We start from the raw sequence: 19,178 nt of genomic DNA on the forward strand, positions 1-19,178 counted from the left end.
CAATCTAAAGCTCCGATTTAACCAAATTAAAGAACTAATTATTTTTTGGTTACAATTATTGTTCAACTTTTTCACTAAAAATAAAACCACTATTTTAATCGAAATTTAAAATAGTGGCTTTTTAAGGAATGACTAAATAAGGAAAATTATTTAAGAAATCGTTTAGTTGATAATTATCTTGTAAATGAACTTAGCTTATTTGAGGATGGGACTAACCGTTTTACAGTTAATAAGGAGGTTTCAGAGGAATATAGAGGATTAAATGATGGTCTGCTACATAATGACCCAATAGACATTCATATTGTTGATAATGCCCAAAAAAAATCATGGGGAAATAATACTAAGCCATATTTTGCAATTGAATGTAAAAGGTTTAAATCTTTATCGGTTACTGAATATGTAAAAGACACTATAAAGTTTACTGAACGTAATTACTCTAAACTACGCTTACCATTTGAAGGACAATTAGGATTTATTGAAAAATCATCTTTAACCCATATAAAAATTAAAGAAACTATTAATCAAAACCTATCTTCAAATTCAAATATTAAAACTATAAGAAAATTAGATAGCTATTTAATCAAAGAAAATTTTGATGCGTCTTACTTATCAGAACATAATAAAAAAGACAACTCTTCATTTTCGGTATTTCATTTATTCTTTGATTATTCAAAAATAGTTTTAAACTAATGTGAATTTTTTGTGTAGCATTTCAATTTTCAACGAAATATCAAAGCGGTTCGAGAAATCGCTCAAAAAACCCATAATTTTATTTTATACTTCTCGAACCGCTTTTTTGGCTCGTAACTCTTTAAAAATCAAAACGATATAAATAGAAAAAGCCGCTAAATAGCGGCTTTGTCATAAAAGCTCCCCCTCTTGGGCTCGAACCAAGGACCCTCTGATTAACAGTCAGATGCTCTAACCAACTGAGCTAAGGAGGAAGATGTTATATCTTTTAAGCGGTTGCAAAGATAAAACGGAATTTTACAAATGCAAACATTTTAGGTAAAAATTTTCAAAAAAATACTATTTGAAAATCGCCTTGTATAGGTCGTTTCCATTGGCAAAAACCAACAGGGCAATAAGAATCACGAAACCAACCATTTGGGCACGTTCCAAGAACTTATCGCTGGGTTTACGACCGGAAATCATTTCATACAATAAAAACATCACATGGCCGCCGTCAAGGGCTGGAATGGGTAATAAATTCATCACGCCCAGCATGATCGATAAAAACGCGGTAATCCCCCAAAATACTTGCCAGCTCCACGCAGAAGGGAATACATTGAAAATAGCTCCAAAGCCCCCTACGGCTTTGTAAGCTCCTGTTTCGGGGTTGAAAATGGCTTTCAATTGTTTGCCGTAACTGGTCAATTGGTCAATCCCCATTTCAATTCCAATTAGTATAGACTCCCAAAAGCTGAATTCTTCTGATTTAACGGTATATAATCCTAATTTTTCCAAATTGTCTAAGGGCAACATCGGCGCATAAGCCACGCCTAATTTTCCTTCTTTGTTTACGTTCAATTGTACGGGGACTTCTTTTCCATCGCGCTCCACTACCGCTGCCACGGTTTTTCCTTTCAAGGAATTTAACGGCGTAAACAACTCGTCAGCATAGGTAATAGGTTGCCCATTAATCCCTTTTAAAATATCCTTTTTCTTCAGCTGTTTCGCATTGTGAGAATCAGCAGGAACGTCAGAAATAATAAAGGGAATTCGAAGGGTCAATAAAGCCTTGCGATCGGTTTTTAGTAACTGATCAATAAAATTGACAGGAAGTTTAATTACAGTGTCTTTCCCTTTTCGAATCACTTCCACTTCTTTAGCTAAGGCCAATTGCGGTTGTATGTCGTTAAAGCGCTCGATTTTGGTTTGGTCAATGCGTACAATTTTGTCGCCATTTTGAAGTCCCGCTTTTTCCAACACGGGATTAATAATCCAAACCCCATCTTTCACATCACTGTTGGCAATGTACTGCTGACCATAGTAAAAGGTCATTCCAATATAGATGATAAAGGCCAGGATGAAATTGACAATCACCCCACCCAACATGATAATTAAACGTTGCCAAGCCGGTTTTGAACGGAATTCCCACGGTTGGGGTTCGCCTTGCATTTGCTCGGTGTCCATCGACTCGTCGATCATTCCCGCAATTTTCACATAGCCTCCCAACGGAAGCCAACCAATACCATAGACCGTTTCACCTACTTTCTTTTTGAAAAGGGAAAATTTAACGTCAAAAAACAAATAGAATTTTTCTACTCGTGTTTTAAACAACTTAGCCGGAATAAAGTGGCCGAGTTCGTGAAGGACAATCAATATTGAGAGACTCAGTAAAAACTGACTCAGTTTAATAACAAATTCCATGTATGCGATACCTAAAAATTCAATGCGCCACAAAAATAGCACATTTTGATTCGGAGTAGGTCCCTTTAAAAATTAATTCCCGTTTTTTATCATTTTTTTATGAAAAACGCCTTCCGATGTGCGAATACGAACCGTGTAGCTTCCCGTGGCTAATCCTGAAATATTCATGTCTACCGAAGTGTAAGTGGCTACTTTTTGTCCCAGCGGATTAAATACTTCAATGTCAATCAGGGTTTGGGTATTGGGCATTTGAAGGTGAACTAATTCCTTAGCCGGATTGGGATATAACGCCAAAACGGAATCGGGTGTAAAGGTATCGTTCCCCAATTGTGCTGTATTGTTGCGAGAGATAATTTCTCGTTTAGGATCGAATTGGACTCCTGTCACCAAAAAAGGAACCGGTACGATAAATTCTTCTCCGTCAAACGTATGCTCCAAAACAACCTCTAGTGATTGTCCTCCAGCGCCCGTTAGGCGCACCATCACAGGCATTTCAAAAAAGGATACGCTCGAATGCGATTGCGATTGGTTGAGGGTAATTTTGGCTTGCCCACCGCCCCAGTTTTGCGCAATGACGCTATACGTTGGGTGCCCTTGATTGTACACCCAATCGTTGAAAAATTCAGTCAAATCACTGCCGTGAACCGCCTCCAAATGGCTTTTGAATTGCGCCGTTACAGCATAATTGAAGGCCAAGGCGGGATCGGCCAAATAATTGCGCAATGCTTGAAAATAATTAGTGTCTCCCATGCGCCAACGCAACATGTGCAACACCATTGCCGCTTTGTTATAACTCAATCGACTGCTGAAAATACGACTTGAGTTGGTTGCTTCACTATCCGTTAAGTAAACAGCTCCACCCGTTTGCGAGGTGATGTTGTTGATTAATTGCGTTTTATTGGCAATAAAAGCGGTTTCGCCATCAAATTGTTCGATGACCAACGACGACAAATACGTAGCAAATCCTTCATTCAACCAAATGTCTTTCCACGACCCACAGGTTACTTTATTGCCAAACCATTGGTGCGCTAATTCGTGTGCAATGAGTCCCCGACTGAAATTATTCATAAAGGACATCGTTGTATGTTCCATACCGCCACCCCAACCAAATTGGGCATGACCGTATTGCTCGTTGCGGTACGGATAGGGTTCAAACAACGTTTCGAAGTAATCCATGATGCTCAAGGTCTCTTCCATTTGGGCTTGAACCGTAGCGTTGAAACTTTCAGGATACACATAGTTAATCACTGGGAACGTATTGGGTGCAGTACCTGCCGTTTGCGTATATACAGTATAGTTGGTAACAGCAAAACAAATTAAATACGCGGGAATCGGATACCCGTGATGAAAGTGGGTTGTTTTGCTGCTCCCATTGACAGTTTCCGATTGTTTCACGCCATTGGCCACCGAAACATATTGCGAAGGCGCAGTAATAAAAATGTCAACACTGTTGATCTTGTCATTTAAATCTTGTTTACAAGGCCACCAATCCCGTGCTCCAAACGGTTGCGAAAGCGTCCACATTATGGGAACACCCGCATGCGTACTCGCTTCAAAAGAGTCAAAACCGCTTACAGGTGGGGTTCCCGCATACGTAATTTCAACCGTTGCGCTATTTCCAGCCGTAACCTGTGATGGTAAGGTAATGACCAATTCTTCATTGGCATTCTGCGTGAAAGCCAAATTTTGTGCATTCAATTTTACCGAGGACACCGTCAATTCATTCATTAAATCAAAGGTTACGGTCGTCATGTTTTGCAAAGCCGTAAATGTGGTTGTCACTTTTCCATTAACATTGGCCACGGAGGGATTTACGGTGAGTTCTATTTTATGGTATGTAACATCGTAGTTGGTTGTATTGGCATTAACGGTAACGGTCATCGTAGATTCTGCCGCTTTTCGTTCCGCTTGGCTAATGGATTCGAGTTCGTCAGCATTTTGTTGCGCATGACCCCAAAGCGCCATTCCTAAACAAGTGAGTAGGTAGATTTTATTCATGAGATTTGATGAAATTTTTGCGAATGTAAAAAAAATTACGGCATATTGTTGATAATCAATTGCTAAATTCTGTTTTATGTGAAAGATATGCAATGGGCTGTTTACGGGGATTTTGCCCGAAAGGCATGAAGAAATATCGAAAGCATTTTGCTACCTTTGTCCACTGAATTTTAACACCCTACACCCATGTTACAGATAGCGGTTATTCGCGAAAATCCCGAACGCATTATTACAGCGTTGCAGCGCAAACATTTTGAGGCTCGAGCGATAGTGATGGAGATTGTTGAATTGGATGAAAAACGACGCAGTTCCCAAGCCGCGTTGGATAATGTACTGGCCGAATCGAATAAGCTTTCCAAAGATATTGGAATGTTGATGAAAAATGGGGAAAAAGCAAAAGCCGAAATCTTAAAGCAAAAAACAACCAATCTTCGTGACGAAAGCAAACAGTTATCGGAACAATTGGAGGTTTTTGCTACTCAATTGACCGAAAAACTCTACTTATTGCCCAACTTGCCAGCCGCGATAGTACCCGAAGGAAAAACTGCCGATGAAAATTTGAATGTATTTCAAGAAGGCGCTATTCCTGTGTTACATGAAGGGGCGCTCCCGCATTGGGAATTAGTAAAAAAATACGATATCATCGACTTCGAGTTGGGCGTAAAAATCACAGGCGCAGGTTTCCCTGTCTATAAAGGAAAGGGAGCGCGATTGCAGCGGGCGTTGATTTCTTATTTTTTGGATAAAAATACCGAAGCCGGCTATCAAGAATACCAAGTGCCCCATTTGGTGAATGAAGCCTCTGGTTATGGAACAGGTCAATTACCCGATAAAGAAGGGCAAATGTATCATGTAGGTTTGGACGACTTGTATTTGATTCCAACGGCGGAAGTACCGGTAACCAACTTGTTTCGCGATGAATTATTACATGAAAATGACTTGCCGATTTTATGCACCGGCTATACCCCTTGTTTCCGTCGTGAGGCAGGTTCCTATGGGGCGCATGTTCGAGGACTGAATCGTTTGCACCAATTTGATAAAGTTGAAATTGTACGCATCGAGCATCCTGAGAAGTCGTATGAGGCGTTGGAAGGGATGGTCGAACATGTGAAAAATATCATGCGCGAACTAAAATTACCCTATCGAATTCTTCGTTTGTGTGGAGGCGATATGAGTTTTGCTTCGGCGCTAACCTACGATTTTGAAGTCTTTTCGACAGCACAAGACCGTTGGTTGGAAATTTCATCGGTATCCAATTTCGAAACCTTTCAAGCCAATCGCCTAAAGCTGCGTTTCAAAGGAAAAGATGGAAAAACCCAATTGGCACACACCTTAAACGGAAGTTCATTGGCCTTACCTCGTGTGATGGCGGGCATCTTGGAAAATTACCAAACGCCCGAAGGAATTGTAATCCCCGAGGTATTACGTCCCTACACCGGATTTGATATCATCAATTAATATTCGTTAAGAAACCCTAAACACGTGTACTAGATAACCGCTATTTGTGTTATTTTAGTACATTGTTTTTTTATGATGAAGCGATTACTCTTTTTATTGTTCACCTGCATCGGAATGCTTGCCGCGGCTCAAAACGAGCAATTGGCACAGAATTACTTTGACCGTGGAGAATTTGAGAAAGCGCTTGTGAGCTATGAAGAATTGCTAAAATCACAACCCCATAATTTCAATTTTTTCCAGCGAACAGTTGAATGTTACCAGCAATTGCAACAATTTGACAAGTCCGAAAAACTTATTCAAAATCGCCTAGACCAATACAAACAAGGGAGTTATTTGGTCGAGTTGGGGTATAATTTCCAACTGCAAAAGGAGACCGACAAAGCCAAAAAGTATTACGAGCAAGCCCTAGATAAAATTCGCAAAAACCACAATGAAGTATACCAAATTGCCTATGGTTTTGATAAAAAAGGACTTACCGATTATGCGATTCAAGCCTATGAATTGGCGGTGAGTATCGAACCCAAATACAACTTCAATTACCAAATGGCGTTGCTCTACGGGCAAAAAGGGGACATGGACAACATGATTGAAAAGTTCTTGACCGAATCCTACAACAATCCCCAAAGTTTAGTGATGATTCAAAACCAATTGTCGCGATTCATGAGCGAGGATGCCTCGGTAACTTTCAACGATGCTTTGCGCAAAGCCTTGTTGGGACGCATTCAAAAAACCCAAGATTTGTTTTGGAATGATTATTTGAGTTGGTACTACGTTCAACAAAAAGAGTACGGCAAGGCCTTTATACAACAAAAAGCAATTTACAAACGCAGTCCCGAATCTTTTTCCAATATTGTCAATTTGGCGCAATTGGCCATGAGTGAAAACGACGAAGAGGCAGCCACCGAAATTCTCAACTTTATTCTTGAAAATACCCGTGATTTGGACTTACAAATCAAGGCCCATACCTACTTGATTGAATTGCAAATCAAAAAAGCACAGCCTGCTGCTTATCCCGCCATTGCTGCCGAATTGGATACGCGTATCAAGCAGTTTGGGGTGAGCCCGTATTCGTTATCCTTATTGCAATTAAAAGCTAAATTTTCGGCTTTTCAGCAAAAAGACACCGAAACCGCAAAAATCATTTTAAAAAATGCCCTCGAAATGCCCTTAAAACGCGAGGAAATTGCCGAGGTGAAAATGGATTTAGCGGCCATATTGTTGTTGGAAGAAAAATTCAATCAGGCCTTAATCTACTTCGCGCAAGTTGAAAATGAAGGCGGAAACAATCCGTTGGGACAAGAAGCGAGTCTGCGGGTGGCAAAGACGAGTTACTACAAAGGCGATTTCAAATGGGCCGAACACCAATTGGGCGTCCTAAAGTCGGCCTCAACCCAACTAATCGCCAACGACGCCATGGATTTGTATTTGCTGATCAGCGACAATACCGTAGCCGATTCGACACAAACGGCCTTGAAAAAGTTTGCCCGCGCCGATTATTTACTATACCAAAATAAAAAAGCCGAAGCCTTACAAGCTTTTCAAACCATTTTAAAAGAACATAAGGGGCAGGAAATCGAACCCGTAACGCTGTTGCGCATAGGGAAGTTGTGGGAAGAACAAAACAATTTTCCCGAAGCCATTGCAAGTTACCGCCAAATCATTGACCAACACAAAGAGTGCATTTATGTAGATGAGGCCACGTATTTTGCGGCTGAATTATACCAAAAAACAGGAGAAGTCGATAAGGCCAAAGCCCTGTATGAAGACATCATTCTCCACCGGGAAGACAGTATTTTTTATGTTGATGCGCAAAAGAAATTCCGTCGCTTGCGCGGGGATAAAGAACTTTAAAGAACTATTTTAAATGTTGAATTATAAATTTTAAATAGGAGGTGCTATTTAAAAATGGGAGAGGATATATGATACTATACAATGTAACCATCAATATTCACGAAAGCGTCCACGATCAATGGATGCGTTGGATGCAAACCAAGCATATCAACGACGTCTTGGCTACGGGTAAGTTTTGTTCTGCCCGATTGGTAAAGGTCTTGGTTGAAGAAGAAATGGGCGGGGTAACCTATGCCGTTCAATACACCACCGATAGCTTGGAAACCTTACAACGCTATTACGATGAAGATGCCTCCCGATTACGCGAAGAAGGCTACCGATTGTTTGGGGAGAAAATGTTGGCGTTTCGCACCGAACTGCAATTGATTTCCGAACATTTTCAAAATAACTAATACCATGGAAGTGCGTTTCACCACCAAAGAAGAAAGCAATGCCCGTCGACAAGCCGATTTTTTGAAGCTTTCCAAAACGGAGCGCGTACTGGCTTTTTTTGCGCTGTGTAGACGAATGAAATCCTTCCCCGTAAAACAAAATTCATCGCCAAAGAAAGATAATTTTTTAATTGTCATTACTGCCAAATGATTCGAAATTGGGAACATAATATCGATCAGTTTATAACCTCTGCAAAACGAAACGGGGTACGAATGCTCATGGTGGGCGGTGGAGCGGTAAATTTTCATGGTTACCAAAGGCATTCAGCTGATGTTGATTTTTGGATAGAAACCACACCAGAAAATTTCAATCGATTAGTCATTGTTTTCCAAGAACTTGGTTATGAAATCGATGCTTTTCCTCAATCGGTTTTGGATGGAAATCAAAATATTTCGATTACGTTTTCACCCGAAGATTTAGATTTGGAATTGATTACTCGTTTTTCTGTCAATAAAACTTTTGAGGAAGCCTATCAATCTAGTGAGTTGGTGGTCGTTAATCAAAATGAATTTTTACAATGGAATGTGTTGTCACTTGATGATTTAATTACAAGCAAATTAAAAGCAGGGCGCCCAAAAGACTTACTCGATGTACATCAGTTACGTCAACTAAATCCTTGATATTTATTCACATGAACCAAGTTAGAGCCAAAAAACATTTAGGGCAACATTTTTTAACCGACGAAACGATTGCTCGTCGTATTGGCGATACCTTGACGTTGGAAGGCTATGATACGGTATTGGAAATCGGACCCGGAATGGGGGTGTTGACCAAGTATCTGTTGGAAAAAGACATCGATACTCATGTGGTGGAAATTGATACTGAATCGGTGGCCTATTTGGAACAACATTATCCTAAATTGCACGGAAAAATTCTCTCCAAAGACTTTTTAAAGCACGATTTTTACACCGAGTTTGAAGGAAAGCCTTTTGCCATTACGGGCAATTTTCCCTACAATATTTCGACACAAATTGTTTTCAAAATGCTCGAAATGCGCGATCGTGTCCCTGAATTTTCAGGGATGTTTCAAAAAGAAGTAGCCGAACGTATTTGTGAAAAAAAGGGGAGCAAAACCTATGGCATTCTCTCGGTTTTGGTTCAAGCTTTTTACGAGGCTGAATACTTGTTTACGGTTGGCGAACACGTGTTTAATCCGCCACCCAAAGTCAAATCAGGGGTGTTGCGGCTGGTGCGAAAATCCGATTATCGCTTAGCCTGTAATGAGAAAATGCTCTTCAATGTGGTAAAAACTGCTTTTAATCAACGCAGAAAAACGCTACGAAACAGTTTAAAATCCTTAAATTTGCCCGATCCTTTACGGGAAGATGCGGTATTTGATCTTCGTCCAGAACAATTGTCCACCGAAGATTTTATTGCATTGACCCAAAAAATCGAGGCGTATGCAGTTTAAAATCAGTAAAGAGTTACTGGATCAAATCAATAATTTGATTCTGCACAATAAGGAGCGTGAGTTACACGACCTCCTTAGCGAACTGCATTATGCCGATATCGCCGAGATCATGGAAGAACTCGACGATACGCAAGCTTCCTACATCTTTAGCATTCTCGATTCTGAAAAAACAGCCGACGTGCTGATGGAGATCGATGAAGAACTTCGCGAAAAGATTCTGAAACGCATGTCGGCCAAAGAAATTGCCGAAGAAATTGACGAACTCGATACCGACGATGCGGCCGATATTATTGCCGAACTTCCCCAAAGCAAAAAAGAAGAGGTAATCTCTGAGCTAGAAGACGTTGAACATGCTAAAGATATTGTCGATTTATTGCGTTACGACGAAGATACGGCCGGAGGTTTGATGGGGAAAGAATTGGTAAAAGTCAATGAAAATTGGAATGTACTCACTTGCGTCAAAGAAATGCGCTTGCAAGCCGAAAACGTTACCCGCGTGCATTCTATTTATGTAGTCGATGATGATAATCGGTTGAAAGGACGCTTGTCGTTGAAAGATTTATTAACCACTTCTACGAAAACACCTATTAGTGAGGTATATATCAAAAAAGTAGATTACGTTCGTGTAAACACCTCCAATACCGAAGTGGCCCGAATCATGCAGAAATACGACTTGGAAGCCATTCCTGTCGTCGATGAAATGGGACGTTTGGTAGGACGAATTACGATTGACGATATCGTCGATGTGATTAAAGAAGAGGCCGACAAAGATTACCAGTTGGCGGCGGGGATCTCGCAAGACGTCGAGGCGGATGACAGCATTTTGGATTTGACGCGCGCGCGTCTGCCCTGGTTGGTTTTGGCTTTGTTTGGCGGCTTTATTTCGGTCGAAATGCTGAGTTTGTTTGAAGGCGCCATGAAGGAACATTACAAATTATTCTTTTTCACCCCACTGATTGCAGCGATGGCAGGAAATGTAGGCGTACAATCTTCGGCGATTATCGTGCAAGGTTTAGCCAATCAATCCATCAGCGGTTCCATTTTAAATCGCCTTCTCAAAGAAATTTCCCTGAGTTTACTCAACGGCATCATCCTAGCATCCATTTTGTTTTTGGGAAGTCATTTTTTATTGGGCGTTGAGGTGAAAATAGGCGTAATTGTTACCATCGCCTTGATTTCTGTAATTATCACAGCCTCGCTTATTGGGACCTCTATCCCCTTGATCTTGGATCGATTTGGTATCGATCCAGCCTTAGCGACAGGTCCGTTTATCACTACTAGCAATGATATTTGTGGAATTTTGATCTACTTTACGATTGCCCGCATGATTTTGGGCTTCTAGTTCGTTTTCCCTTTTACTATCTTTGTTTTTCACCAATCGCAATTGTTTTGAAGACCAACGCCATTCGCATCCTTCATTTAGATACCAACCATCCGTTGCTTTGGGCGCAATTGGAAGCCGCTGGATTTATTAACGAAGCCGACTACACTTCCGATAAGGCAGCCGTTGAATCCAAGATTGATCAGTATCACGGCATTGTAATCCGTAGTAGGTTTAACATTGACGCACAGTTTCTCGACGCCGCTACCCAATTGCAGTTTATAGCGCGTGTAGGAGCAGGTTTGGAAAGTATTGACGTTGAATATGCCTCTCAAAAAGGGGTGCAATTAATCGCAGCCCCCGAAGGCAATCGCAATGCAGTAGGCGAACACGCACTAGGCATGTTGTTGTCGCTCATGAATAACTTAAACCGCGCCGATCGTATGGTGCGCCAAGGGCAATGGGTGCGTGAGGGCAATCGAGGCTATGAGTTGAAAGGAAAAACCATAGGAATTATTGGCTATGGCAATATGGGAAAATCTTTTGCTTCAAAATTACGCGGATTTGATGTGAATGTTCTTTGCTATGATATTCAAGAAAATGTAGGGGATGCTTCCGCACGACAGGTAGATTTAGAGACACTTCAAGCGGAGGCCGATGTGGTGAGTTTGCATGTGCCTTGGACGCCCGAAACGCATCAAATGGTCAATCGAGACTTCATTCAAGCTTTTTCCAAACCTTTTTGGTTGATTAATACCTCAAGAGGGAAAAATGTGGTAACAGCCGATTTGGTCGAAGCCTTGCAATCAGGAAAAGTTATGGGCGCCGGATTGGATGTGTTGGAATATGAAAAATTGTCTTTTGAAAGCTTGTTTACCGACCAACGTCCTGAGGCGTTACAGTATTTATTGGATTCCGAAAAGGTGTTGTTAACCCCTCATATTGCTGGGTGGACGTATGAAAGTCATGAAAAATTAGCCCAAACCATTGTCGATAAAATCAAGCAGCAGTACGGTCTTTTCAACACAAATGAAAGTAGTATAAAAAAAGAGGCTGGCGTAACGGGTATTGGAGGGATATTTTTTAAATCAAAAGACCCAAAAGCACTGAAAACCTGGTATGCAACTCATTTGGACATTCCTGTCGATGACTACGGATGGTCGTTTTGGTGGAAAGACGCCAAAGGAAACGATGCGATGACCCAATGGGCACCGTTTGAGGCAGGCACCCGTTATTTTGAACCCAGCGATAAAGAATTTATGCTGAATTTTCGGGTACATAATCTCAAGCAACTCCTTACAGAATTAGCAGCACAAGGCGTTAAAATTATTGGTGACCCAGAAACCTTTGACTATGGTACCTTTGCGTGGATTCTGGATCCCGAGGGAAATAAGATTGAACTTTGGGAGCCGATAGATGCTGCATTTCAAGAAAAATAGTTATTTTTAAAACCTATAATTCAAAATCTAATCAACAAAAAAACAAAAATTATGGATTCACAAAAAGTAGACATGTTCATGATGATGAACTCAAAGTATTTTGAAGCACATCATTTACCTGCCATTCGCGAGCGTTTGTTAAGTTTGGATGAAGCAAAATGGGGAATGGTGCAAACTGCTCAGTTCAAAGAACCAAGTACAGCATTAATAATCTCTATTTTTGCTGGAGCTTTTGGAATAGATAGATTTTATATAGGCGATACAGGACTAGGGATTGCAAAATTACTAACCTGCGGTGGTTTAGGGATTTGGAAGATTGTTGATTGGTTTTTGATCATGGGAGCTACTCGTGAGAAAAACATGGAAAATTTCCAAAACGCGATTTATTAATACGTACTGAAAAGTGATGACCCGAAACCGGCTATACACATGGGTGTTGCTGCTCTCCGTTTCGGGTTTTTTGTACCTAGTATATGCTCTTTTTGGCCCATCGGATGCCCCCATACACGTTTGTTTTTTTAAAAATATTTCGGGTTATCCGTGTCCCTCGTGTGGGACAACACGGTCGATAATTGCCTTGTTTCACGGTAATTTCGCAGAAGCTATTTACTACAATCCTTTAGGTTTGGTAATGGCTGTGGTTGTCCTTACGGTTCCAATTTGGGTGCTCCGCGATGTGCTCACTCAAAAAGCTGATTTTTTTATTTTTTATGGCAAATTTGAAGCTTTTTTTACCCAGCGTATTCCCATGCTCTTCGGGATTGGCTTAATTTTTGCCTTGTGGATGTGGAATATTTATAAAGCATTATGATACAAACCGTTCAATTTCCCTACAAACCTTCTGAGCACGAGGCTGAAAAGGCTTCCAATAGTTATTTGATGTCTCTGGTGGCTTTGGTTGCGGGATTACCGTTACCCATTATTAATTTGATTGCCACATTTTTCTTTTACATTGCCAATCGAAAAGGCACCTATTATGTGCGCTGGCATTGTACGCAAGCATTATTTTCGCAAGCGGCGTTATTGTGTATGAATAGCTTTGGGTTCTGGTGGACCATTGATATTATTTTTTATAATCATCCGGTGAGTAGTACCTATTTTGCGTATTTATTTACGGTAATTATTTTTAACATCACCGAGTTTATTTCAACCATTTATTTGGCGGTCAACACCCGAAAAGGAAAGCATATCGAATTGTGGTTTTTTGGCCCCTTAACCAATTTAATCTGTAAACCCGATGGCACAAAATAAAGTTATTTTACAAGGCGTTGTTTTACTCGCGCTCTTTTTTGGTCTCTTTTTTGGCTTGCGTCAAATTGATTTTGTCAAGGTTTTTCATATTCGTCAAACGCAATTGAATACCGCGTCAAAGTTGGGGGACTTACTTTGGGAACAGGTCGAAGAAACCGAAGTTATCATTCATAACGATACGCTCCAAAAAACGCTGGATTCATTGATGCAACCTTTACTGGAAGCCAACGATATTCCCAAAGATTCCATTCGTTTGCACTTGATCGAAAACGACGCTGTCAATGCATTTGCCATGCCCAACAACCATTTGGTCGTGTATACCGGTTTGATTAAAGCCTGTACCAAACAAGAGTCGGTGCAAGGGGTATTGGCACATGAGGTGGCGCATATTCGCAAGAATCATGTGATGCAAAAGTTGTCAAAAGAAATTGGATTGACAGTATTGCTCGGCGCCTCAGGTAATAATGGCGCGCTTATTCGTGAAATCATCAAAACCTTATCTTCGACGGCCTATGATCGCGCTTTGGAAAAAGAAGCCGATTTGACCGCGGTTGATTATATGATCAAAGCGAAGATTAACCCACAGCCTCTGGCTGATTTTATGTACCAGTTAGCCCAAGAACGTTCCCTTCCGGACGGTTTTGGTTGGATCTCAACCCATCCCGAGTCGGAAGATCGAGCGGGATATATCCTCGATTATGTAAAAGGCAAAAAACTAGGCAATCGGCAGGTACTCAAACCCAACGATTGGGAGGCCTTCAAACGGCAAATAGAAGAAAATCATTAAAAAAAATACCTGACTTTTTTGGTCAGGTATTTTTGTATTTAAGGGGCAGGATTCGGATGCCGTTCTTGAATTTTTTCAATTTCGCTTAGGAGTTCCTTTGACAACACTACCGAAAAAGCGGCGAGATTTTCTTCCAATTGCCGTATACTCGTTGCCCCAATAATTGTAGCCGTAACAAACGATTGTTGATGCGTAAAAGCAAGCGCCATTTCAGCGAGTGTTAGTCCGTATTGCTCCGCCAATTCTTTATATAAACGTGTTGCCGTAAAGCAATTCTCGTTGGTATATCGTGTAAAATTGGGAAACAATTTCATCCGCGATTGTTCAGGATAACCGTTGAGGTATTTGCCGGTTAGAAATCCGAAGGCCAAGGGAGAATAGGCCAACAAACCCACTCCTTCGCGGTAGCATAATTCGCTCAAACCCACTTCATACAAGCGATTCAGTAACGAATACGGATTTTGAATCGTGACAATACGCGGCAATCCATGGCGCTCACTCTCTTGTAAAAAGCGAACAACCCCAAAAGGATTCTCATTGGAAACCCCAATGTGTTTGATCTTCCCTTCTTTAAACAAGCCGTCAAAAACGTGAAGAACTTCTAGCGTGTTGTCTTGCCACTGTGTATCAAATTCGTTCAATCCCCGTTTTCCAAACATATTCATAATTCGTTCGGGCCAATGCAATTGATACAAGTCGATGTAGTCGGTTTGCAGGTTTTTCAAACTTAAATTTACCGCTTCATGCAGATTTTTTTTGGAAAAATCCAACGGCTGACGAATGTATTCCATCCCGCGATTGGGCCCCGCGATTTTGGTGGCAAGGACCAATTTTTCACGCTCACTCGCCCCAATTTTTTTAATCCATGTCCCAATAAACCGTTCGGTACTGCCAAAAATTTGCGCATTCCCACCGATGGGATACATTTCGGCGGTATCAATAAAATTAATTCCTCTTTCAAGAGCAAAATCCAATTGATCGTGGGCTTCGGCTTCGGTATTTTGATTGCCAAACGTCATGGTGCCCAGGCAAACGGTGCTCACCTGTAGCTCGGAATGGGGCAGATGGGTGTAGGTCATCATGGGGAATTATAATTCGTCCAACATTTTGGAGATTTCATCCAATTTTGGGGTTAGGATGATTTCAATACGTCGGTTCTTCGCCTTTCCTTCAGCCGTAGTGTTGGGTTGCAAAGGCGCATATTCACCCCGACCGGCAGCAGTTAGATTTTGACGGTTAATGTCTTTATTTTCCGAAAGAATATTTACAATCGCGGTAGCACGTTTGGTCGATAAATCCCAGTTATTTTCGATACTGCCACCAAGATTACCTAAAATCTTATCATCATCGGTATGGCCTTCAATCAATACTGAGATTTCTGGGTTTTGTGCCAACACTTTCCCTAGCTCTACTACCGCTTTTTTTCCTTCAACCCCTACAGCCCAGCTTCCGGTTTGGAACAATAATTTGTTTTCCATGGAAACATATACTTTCCCGTTTTTCTGCTCAATAGTCAGCCCTTTTCCTTCAAAGGCATTTAAGGCGCGTGAAAGGTTGTCTTTCAAGCGTTTCATATTGGCATCTTTGGCTGCAATGTAAGCCTCCAATTCGTTGAGTCGTTTGGAGCTGGCTTCCAATTCACCGCGTAATTTATTCAAACGTTCCTGTTCGGCCGCCATAGCTTTTTCTTTGGCTTCCAATTGTGCCAACAACTCCCGGTTTTTGTTGATATTGTTACTCAACGCTTCGTTGCTGTCTTTTTCCAAGGCCGAATATGCGGCTTGTAAATTCTTTAGGCTTTTTTCAGAAGCACTGAGTTCGCTTTGAAGCTTATCGCGATCTGCTTTGAGTTTGTCATACTCTGCTTTCAGTTTCGCCGCATCGGTTTCTAATTGCCCTTTTGCTTTTTGTAACTTTTCATTTTCATCTGAAATTTGACGATTCTCTTTTTTCAAATCGGCGTATTTGCTCTCTAACTCGTTATAGATTTTTTTTGAGACACAAGAGGTAGTTAAGGCCAATAACGTAAAACCTAAAAACACTTTTTTTATCATAATCATTTATTTATGGGGTTTGTTTGTGTTCAATTTCGACAACAATAGGACAATGGTCTGAGTGTTTCGCTTCGGGTAAAATAACGGCGCGTTGCAAGCGATCGGCCAGTGATTCACTCACCAAGTTGTAATCAATACGCCACCCTTTATTATTATTACGAGCGTTGGCACGGTAACTCCACCAACTGTATTGATGGGGTTCTTTGTTGAAATGACGGAAACTATCGATAAATCCCGACTTTATAAAGGCATCCAACCAAGCCCGTTCTTCAGGTAAAAATCCTGAAACGGTTGCATTGCGAATCGGATCATGGATATCGATGGCTTGGTGACAAATGTTGTAATCACCACCAATTACCAAATTGGGAACGGTTTGTTTAAGCGTATTGATGTACGCTTGAAAATCGTCCATGTATTTAAACTTGTGGTCCAAGCGTTCGCTATTGGTTCCCGAGGGCAAATACAAACTCATCACCGAAAGGTCGCCAAAATCGGCACGAAGGTTACGTCCTTCAAAATCCATGTACGCAATGCCTGTTCCATAAACTACGTGGTCGGGTTTGATTTTGGATAAAATCGCTACTCCACTGTAGCCCTTTTTTTGTGCTGGAAAATAGTATTGATACGGATAACCTGCTGCTGTAATGGCATCGGTCGGAATTTGATCCTCAGTAGCCTTAATCTCCTGAAGGCAAATCACATCGGGGTTGGCGTGTTGCAACCAATCAAGAAATCCTTTGGTGATGGCCGCTCGAATTCCATTGACATTGTAAGAAATAATTTTCATGAATGGGTCAAAAATCGTTTAGGAAAATCGTTCCCTTTGTACGTTGTTCAAAAATAGGCAATTCAAGGAAACTCTTTAAGCGATGTGGAAAAATTATAATAAATGTTTAACCTTTTTGGGGAAAAGGGGATTTTTTAAAATGGGGATTCCGAAGAATTGTTATCTTTGTTTTTTTACAAAATAGATACAATAAAACAACTCCATGGGTTTAGTTACAGCGAAAGAAGTAGCCAAAGCAATTAATGCCGACAAATACGGAGTATTGGGGACATTTGCAGGATGGTTGTTGATGAAAGTTTTGAAAATTTCTACCCTAAATAAAATCTACGATCGCAATAAACATTTAAGTGAACTTGATTTTTTGAATGCGATTTTAGACGAGTTTGAAATCAAATTTGAAATTCCCGAGGAAGACCTAAAGCGATTGCCCAAAGAGGGCGCTTACATAACCATTTCCAACCACCCACTGGGAGGGATTGACGGTATTTTGTTGTTAAAACTCATGCTGGAGCGGGAACCTAATTTCAAAATTATAGCCAACTTTTTATTGCATCGTATCGAACCGATGAAACCCTACATCATGCCGGTGAATCCGTTTGAAAATCACAAAGATGCGAAATCGAGCGTGGTGGGTATTAAAGAAACACTGCGTCATTTAAGCGATGGAAAACCGTTGGGAATGTTTCCTGCCGGAGAAGTTTCTACCTACAAAGATGGAAAATTGGTGGTCGATAAAGAATGGGAGGAAGGCGCGATTAAAGTGATTCGAAAAGCCCAAGTGCCTGTAGTTCCTATTTATTTTCACGCGCAAAATAGCAAACTCTTCTATTTGCTTTCCAAAATAAGTGACACGTTACGTACGGCCAAATTACCTTCGGAACTGTTGACACAAAAAGGACGTGTGATTAAAGTGCGTATCGGGAAACCAATTCCGGTAGCCGAACAAAACGAACATGGTAGCTTAGAAGAGTATTCCGAGTTTTTACGGCGAAAAACCTATATGTTGGCCAATTCTTTTGACGACGAAAGTAAGTTTCAATCCTTTCATGCATTGAAGCCCGCCAAGAATGTTAAGCAAATTGCGCATCCGGCGAATCATGATAAAATTTTAGCCGAGATTGCTGAAGTTCGTAAAGGCGATTACCGTTTACTGCAAAGCAAAAATTATGAGGTTTTTTTGGTATCTGCCGATAAAATTCCCAATATTCTTCATGAAATCGGGCGCCTTCGTGAAATTACGTTCCGGGAAGTAGGCGAAGGAACGAATGAATCCTTGGACTTAGATAAATTTGACAAGTACTACCAGCACATGTTCTTGTGGGATGAAGAAACCCAACGCATTGCTGGGGCCTATCGGATGGGATTGGGAAGTGAAATTTTTCCGCAATACGGCATCGATGGGTTTTACTTAAACGATTTGTTTCGCTTTGAACCCGAATTGTATCCGATGATGGCACAATCCATCGAGATGGGCCGCGCGTTTATTATCAAAGAGTACCAGCAAAAGCCGATGCCTCTATTTTTATTGTGGAAAGGAATTGTGCATACCACGCTGCGTCACCCTGATCACAAATATTTGATTGGTGGCGTGAGCATCAGCAACCAGTTTACCGAATTCTCAAAATCGTTGATGATTGAGTTTATGAAGTCGCATTACTATGATCCGTATGTAGCGCAGTACATTCATCCTAAAATGGAGTATAAGGTAAAATTGAAAGATGCCGACAAGGATTTTGTCTTCAATGAAGCGGAAGCCGACTTGAATAAATTTGATAAAATCATTGATGAAATCGAACCCGGGAATTTGCGGTTACCCGTTTTAATCAAAAAATATATCAAGCAAAATGCCCGCGTGATTGCGTTTAATGTCGATCCGTTGTTTAATAATGCCGTCGATGGGTTGATGTATATTCGTATCGCCGATTTGCCAGAAAGTACCGTTAAACCCGTGATGGAGGAATTTCAAGCGGAACTCGAGCGAAAAATGGGAGAACGATAATCCTCAAGTAGTATAAA

Annotated in this window: 18 protein-coding genes, 1 tRNA gene and 1 pseudogene; 14 read left to right on the top strand and 6 right to left on the bottom strand. The window is 41.0% G+C overall.

Translation table 11 applies throughout. The features are described from left to right. Positions 1-870: 870 nt before the first annotated feature. The 3 genes from O9316_RS06150 to O9316_RS06160 form a co-directional block, all read right to left on the bottom strand. A tRNA-Asn gene (locus tag O9316_RS06150) sits at positions 871-944 on the bottom strand. A gap of 85 nt (positions 945-1,029) precedes the next feature. Next, the gene (rseP, locus tag O9316_RS06155) at positions 1,030-2,373 is read right to left on the bottom strand and encodes an RIP metalloprotease RseP (protein WP_298204205.1); all 1,344 of its coding nucleotides are present in this window, start codon (positions 2,371-2,373) and stop codon (positions 1,030-1,032) included. 72 nt (positions 2,374-2,445) lie between these two features. Further along, positions 2,446-4,371, bottom strand: coding sequence for a M1 family aminopeptidase (locus O9316_RS06160; protein ID WP_298204206.1), 1,926 nt, complete (start codon positions 4,369-4,371; stop codon positions 2,446-2,448). Between the two features lie 186 nt (positions 4,372-4,557). Between O9316_RS06160 and serS the strand changes: the two genes are divergently transcribed. From serS to O9316_RS06220, 13 genes and pseudogenes are all read left to right on the top strand, one after another. Beyond that, positions 4,558-5,829 carry a serine--tRNA ligase gene (serS, locus tag O9316_RS06165; RefSeq protein ID WP_298204207.1) on the top strand — a complete coding sequence of 424 codons (1,272 nt, stop codon included), beginning with the start codon at positions 4,558-4,560 and terminating at the stop codon, positions 5,827-5,829. 72 nt (positions 5,830-5,901) lie between these two features. After that, a complete protein-coding gene (locus O9316_RS06170; RefSeq protein ID WP_366941521.1) occupies positions 5,902-7,680 on the top strand; it encodes a tetratricopeptide repeat protein in 1,779 nt (592 codons plus the stop codon). 68 nt (positions 7,681-7,748) lie between these two features. Beyond that, positions 7,749-8,072 (top strand): DUF4286 family protein, encoded by a 324-nt coding sequence (locus O9316_RS06175; RefSeq protein ID WP_298204208.1) that lies wholly within the window; start codon positions 7,749-7,751, stop codon positions 8,070-8,072. Positions 8,073-8,076: 4 nt separating this feature from the next. After that, on the top strand, positions 8,077-8,262 hold the full coding sequence (locus O9316_RS06180; RefSeq protein ID WP_287781682.1) for a hypothetical protein: 186 nt from the start codon (positions 8,077-8,079) through the stop codon (positions 8,260-8,262). Next, entirely contained in the window at positions 8,259-8,732 is a 474-nt protein-coding gene (locus O9316_RS06185; protein ID WP_298204209.1) for a nucleotidyltransferase, read from the top strand. The genes O9316_RS06180 and O9316_RS06185 overlap by 4 nt, the downstream gene beginning before the upstream one ends. An 11-nt stretch (positions 8,733-8,743) precedes the next feature. Beyond that, positions 8,744-9,523, top strand: a complete 780-nt coding sequence (gene rsmA / locus O9316_RS06190; RefSeq protein ID WP_073360649.1) for a 16S rRNA (adenine(1518)-N(6)/adenine(1519)-N(6))-dimethyltransferase RsmA — start codon at positions 8,744-8,746, stop codon at positions 9,521-9,523. Then, the gene (mgtE, locus tag O9316_RS06195; protein ID WP_298204210.1) at positions 9,513-10,865 is read left to right on the top strand and encodes a magnesium transporter; all 1,353 of its coding nucleotides are present in this window, start codon (positions 9,513-9,515) and stop codon (positions 10,863-10,865) included. Before rsmA ends, mgtE begins: the two co-directional genes overlap by 11 nt. Positions 10,866-10,912: 47 nt before the next feature. After that, positions 10,913-11,857, top strand: a pseudogene (locus O9316_RS06200) (2-hydroxyacid dehydrogenase); the annotation flags it as partial. 63 nt (positions 11,858-11,920) lie between these two features. After that, positions 11,921-12,283: a VOC family protein gene (locus O9316_RS13075; RefSeq protein ID WP_366941526.1), complete on the top strand. Its 363-nt coding sequence runs from the start codon at positions 11,921-11,923 to the stop codon at positions 12,281-12,283. A gap of 51 nt (positions 12,284-12,334) precedes the next feature. Beyond that, entirely contained in the window at positions 12,335-12,673 is a 339-nt protein-coding gene (locus tag O9316_RS06205; RefSeq protein WP_298204211.1) for a TM2 domain-containing protein, read from the top strand. A gap of 16 nt (positions 12,674-12,689) precedes the next feature. Then, the gene (locus tag O9316_RS06210) at positions 12,690-13,094 is read left to right on the top strand and encodes a DUF2752 domain-containing protein (protein ID WP_298204212.1); all 405 of its coding nucleotides are present in this window, start codon (positions 12,690-12,692) and stop codon (positions 13,092-13,094) included. After that, complete coding sequence (locus tag O9316_RS06215) at positions 13,091-13,534, top strand: hypothetical protein (protein WP_073360654.1); 444 nt, start codon at positions 13,091-13,093, stop codon at positions 13,532-13,534. Before O9316_RS06210 ends, O9316_RS06215 begins: the two co-directional genes overlap by 4 nt. Continuing rightward, on the top strand, positions 13,521-14,321 hold the full coding sequence (locus O9316_RS06220) for a M48 family metallopeptidase (RefSeq protein WP_298204213.1): 801 nt from the start codon (positions 13,521-13,523) through the stop codon (positions 14,319-14,321). Before O9316_RS06215 ends, O9316_RS06220 begins: the two co-directional genes overlap by 14 nt. A 38-nt stretch (positions 14,322-14,359) precedes the next feature. Here O9316_RS06220 and O9316_RS06225 read toward each other — a convergent pair whose 3' ends face one another. The 3 genes from O9316_RS06225 to O9316_RS06235 are packed head-to-tail and all read right to left on the bottom strand — an operon-like array spanning position 14,360 to position 17,162. Beyond that, positions 14,360-15,400 (bottom strand): aldo/keto reductase, encoded by a 1,041-nt coding sequence (locus O9316_RS06225; protein WP_298204332.1) that lies wholly within the window; start codon positions 15,398-15,400, stop codon positions 14,360-14,362. Positions 15,401-15,409: 9 nt separating this feature from the next. Next, the gene (locus O9316_RS06230) at positions 15,410-16,375 is read right to left on the bottom strand and encodes an OmpA family protein (protein WP_298204214.1); all 966 of its coding nucleotides are present in this window, start codon (positions 16,373-16,375) and stop codon (positions 15,410-15,412) included. Positions 16,376-16,385: 10 nt separating this feature from the next. Continuing rightward, positions 16,386-17,162 (bottom strand): exodeoxyribonuclease III, encoded by a 777-nt coding sequence (locus O9316_RS06235; protein WP_298204215.1) that lies wholly within the window; start codon positions 17,160-17,162, stop codon positions 16,386-16,388. 202 nt (positions 17,163-17,364) lie between these two features. On the opposite strand from O9316_RS06235, the gene O9316_RS06240 reads away from it, so the two are divergent. Then, on the top strand, positions 17,365-19,161 hold the full coding sequence (locus O9316_RS06240; protein WP_298204216.1) for a lysophospholipid acyltransferase family protein: 1,797 nt from the start codon (positions 17,365-17,367) through the stop codon (positions 19,159-19,161). The last annotated feature ends 17 nt before the right edge of the window (positions 19,162-19,178 follow it).

Origin of the sequence: Flavobacterium sp. (assembly GCF_027533505.1) — a bacterium.
Taxonomy (GTDB): domain Bacteria; phylum Bacteroidota; class Bacteroidia; order Flavobacteriales; family Flavobacteriaceae; genus Flavobacterium.

Bases quoted from the DNA above. Each gene is read 5' to 3' on its own strand.
- rseP (WP_298204205.1), bottom strand. From the start codon at position 2,373: ATGGAATTTGTTATTAAACTGAGTCAGTTTTTACTGAGTCTCTCAATA.
- O9316_RS06160 (WP_298204206.1), bottom strand. From the start codon at position 4,371: ATGAATAAAATCTACCTACTCACTTGTTTAGGAATGGCGCTTTGGGGT.
- serS (WP_298204207.1), top strand. From the start codon at position 4,558: ATGTTACAGATAGCGGTTATTCGCGAAAATCCCGAACGCATTATTACA.
- O9316_RS06170 (WP_366941521.1), top strand. From the start codon at position 5,902: ATGATGAAGCGATTACTCTTTTTATTGTTCACCTGCATCGGAATGCTT.
- O9316_RS06175 (WP_298204208.1), top strand. From the start codon at position 7,749: ATGATACTATACAATGTAACCATCAATATTCACGAAAGCGTCCACGAT.
- O9316_RS06180 (WP_287781682.1), top strand. From the start codon at position 8,077: ATGGAAGTGCGTTTCACCACCAAAGAAGAAAGCAATGCCCGTCGACAA.
- O9316_RS06185 (WP_298204209.1), top strand. From the start codon at position 8,259: ATGATTCGAAATTGGGAACATAATATCGATCAGTTTATAACCTCTGCA.
- rsmA (WP_073360649.1), top strand. From the start codon at position 8,744: ATGAACCAAGTTAGAGCCAAAAAACATTTAGGGCAACATTTTTTAACC.
- mgtE (WP_298204210.1), top strand. From the start codon at position 9,513: ATGCAGTTTAAAATCAGTAAAGAGTTACTGGATCAAATCAATAATTTG.
- O9316_RS06205 (WP_298204211.1), top strand. From the start codon at position 12,335: ATGGATTCACAAAAAGTAGACATGTTCATGATGATGAACTCAAAGTAT.
- O9316_RS06210 (WP_298204212.1), top strand. From the start codon at position 12,690: ATGACCCGAAACCGGCTATACACATGGGTGTTGCTGCTCTCCGTTTCG.
- O9316_RS06215 (WP_073360654.1), top strand. From the start codon at position 13,091: ATGATACAAACCGTTCAATTTCCCTACAAACCTTCTGAGCACGAGGCT.
- O9316_RS06220 (WP_298204213.1), top strand. From the start codon at position 13,521: ATGGCACAAAATAAAGTTATTTTACAAGGCGTTGTTTTACTCGCGCTC.
- O9316_RS06225 (WP_298204332.1), bottom strand. From the start codon at position 15,400: ATGACCTACACCCATCTGCCCCATTCCGAGCTACAGGTGAGCACCGTT.
- O9316_RS06230 (WP_298204214.1), bottom strand. From the start codon at position 16,375: ATGATAAAAAAAGTGTTTTTAGGTTTTACGTTATTGGCCTTAACTACC.
- O9316_RS06235 (WP_298204215.1), bottom strand. From the start codon at position 17,162: ATGAAAATTATTTCTTACAATGTCAATGGAATTCGAGCGGCCATCACC.
- O9316_RS06240 (WP_298204216.1), top strand. From the start codon at position 17,365: ATGGGTTTAGTTACAGCGAAAGAAGTAGCCAAAGCAATTAATGCCGAC.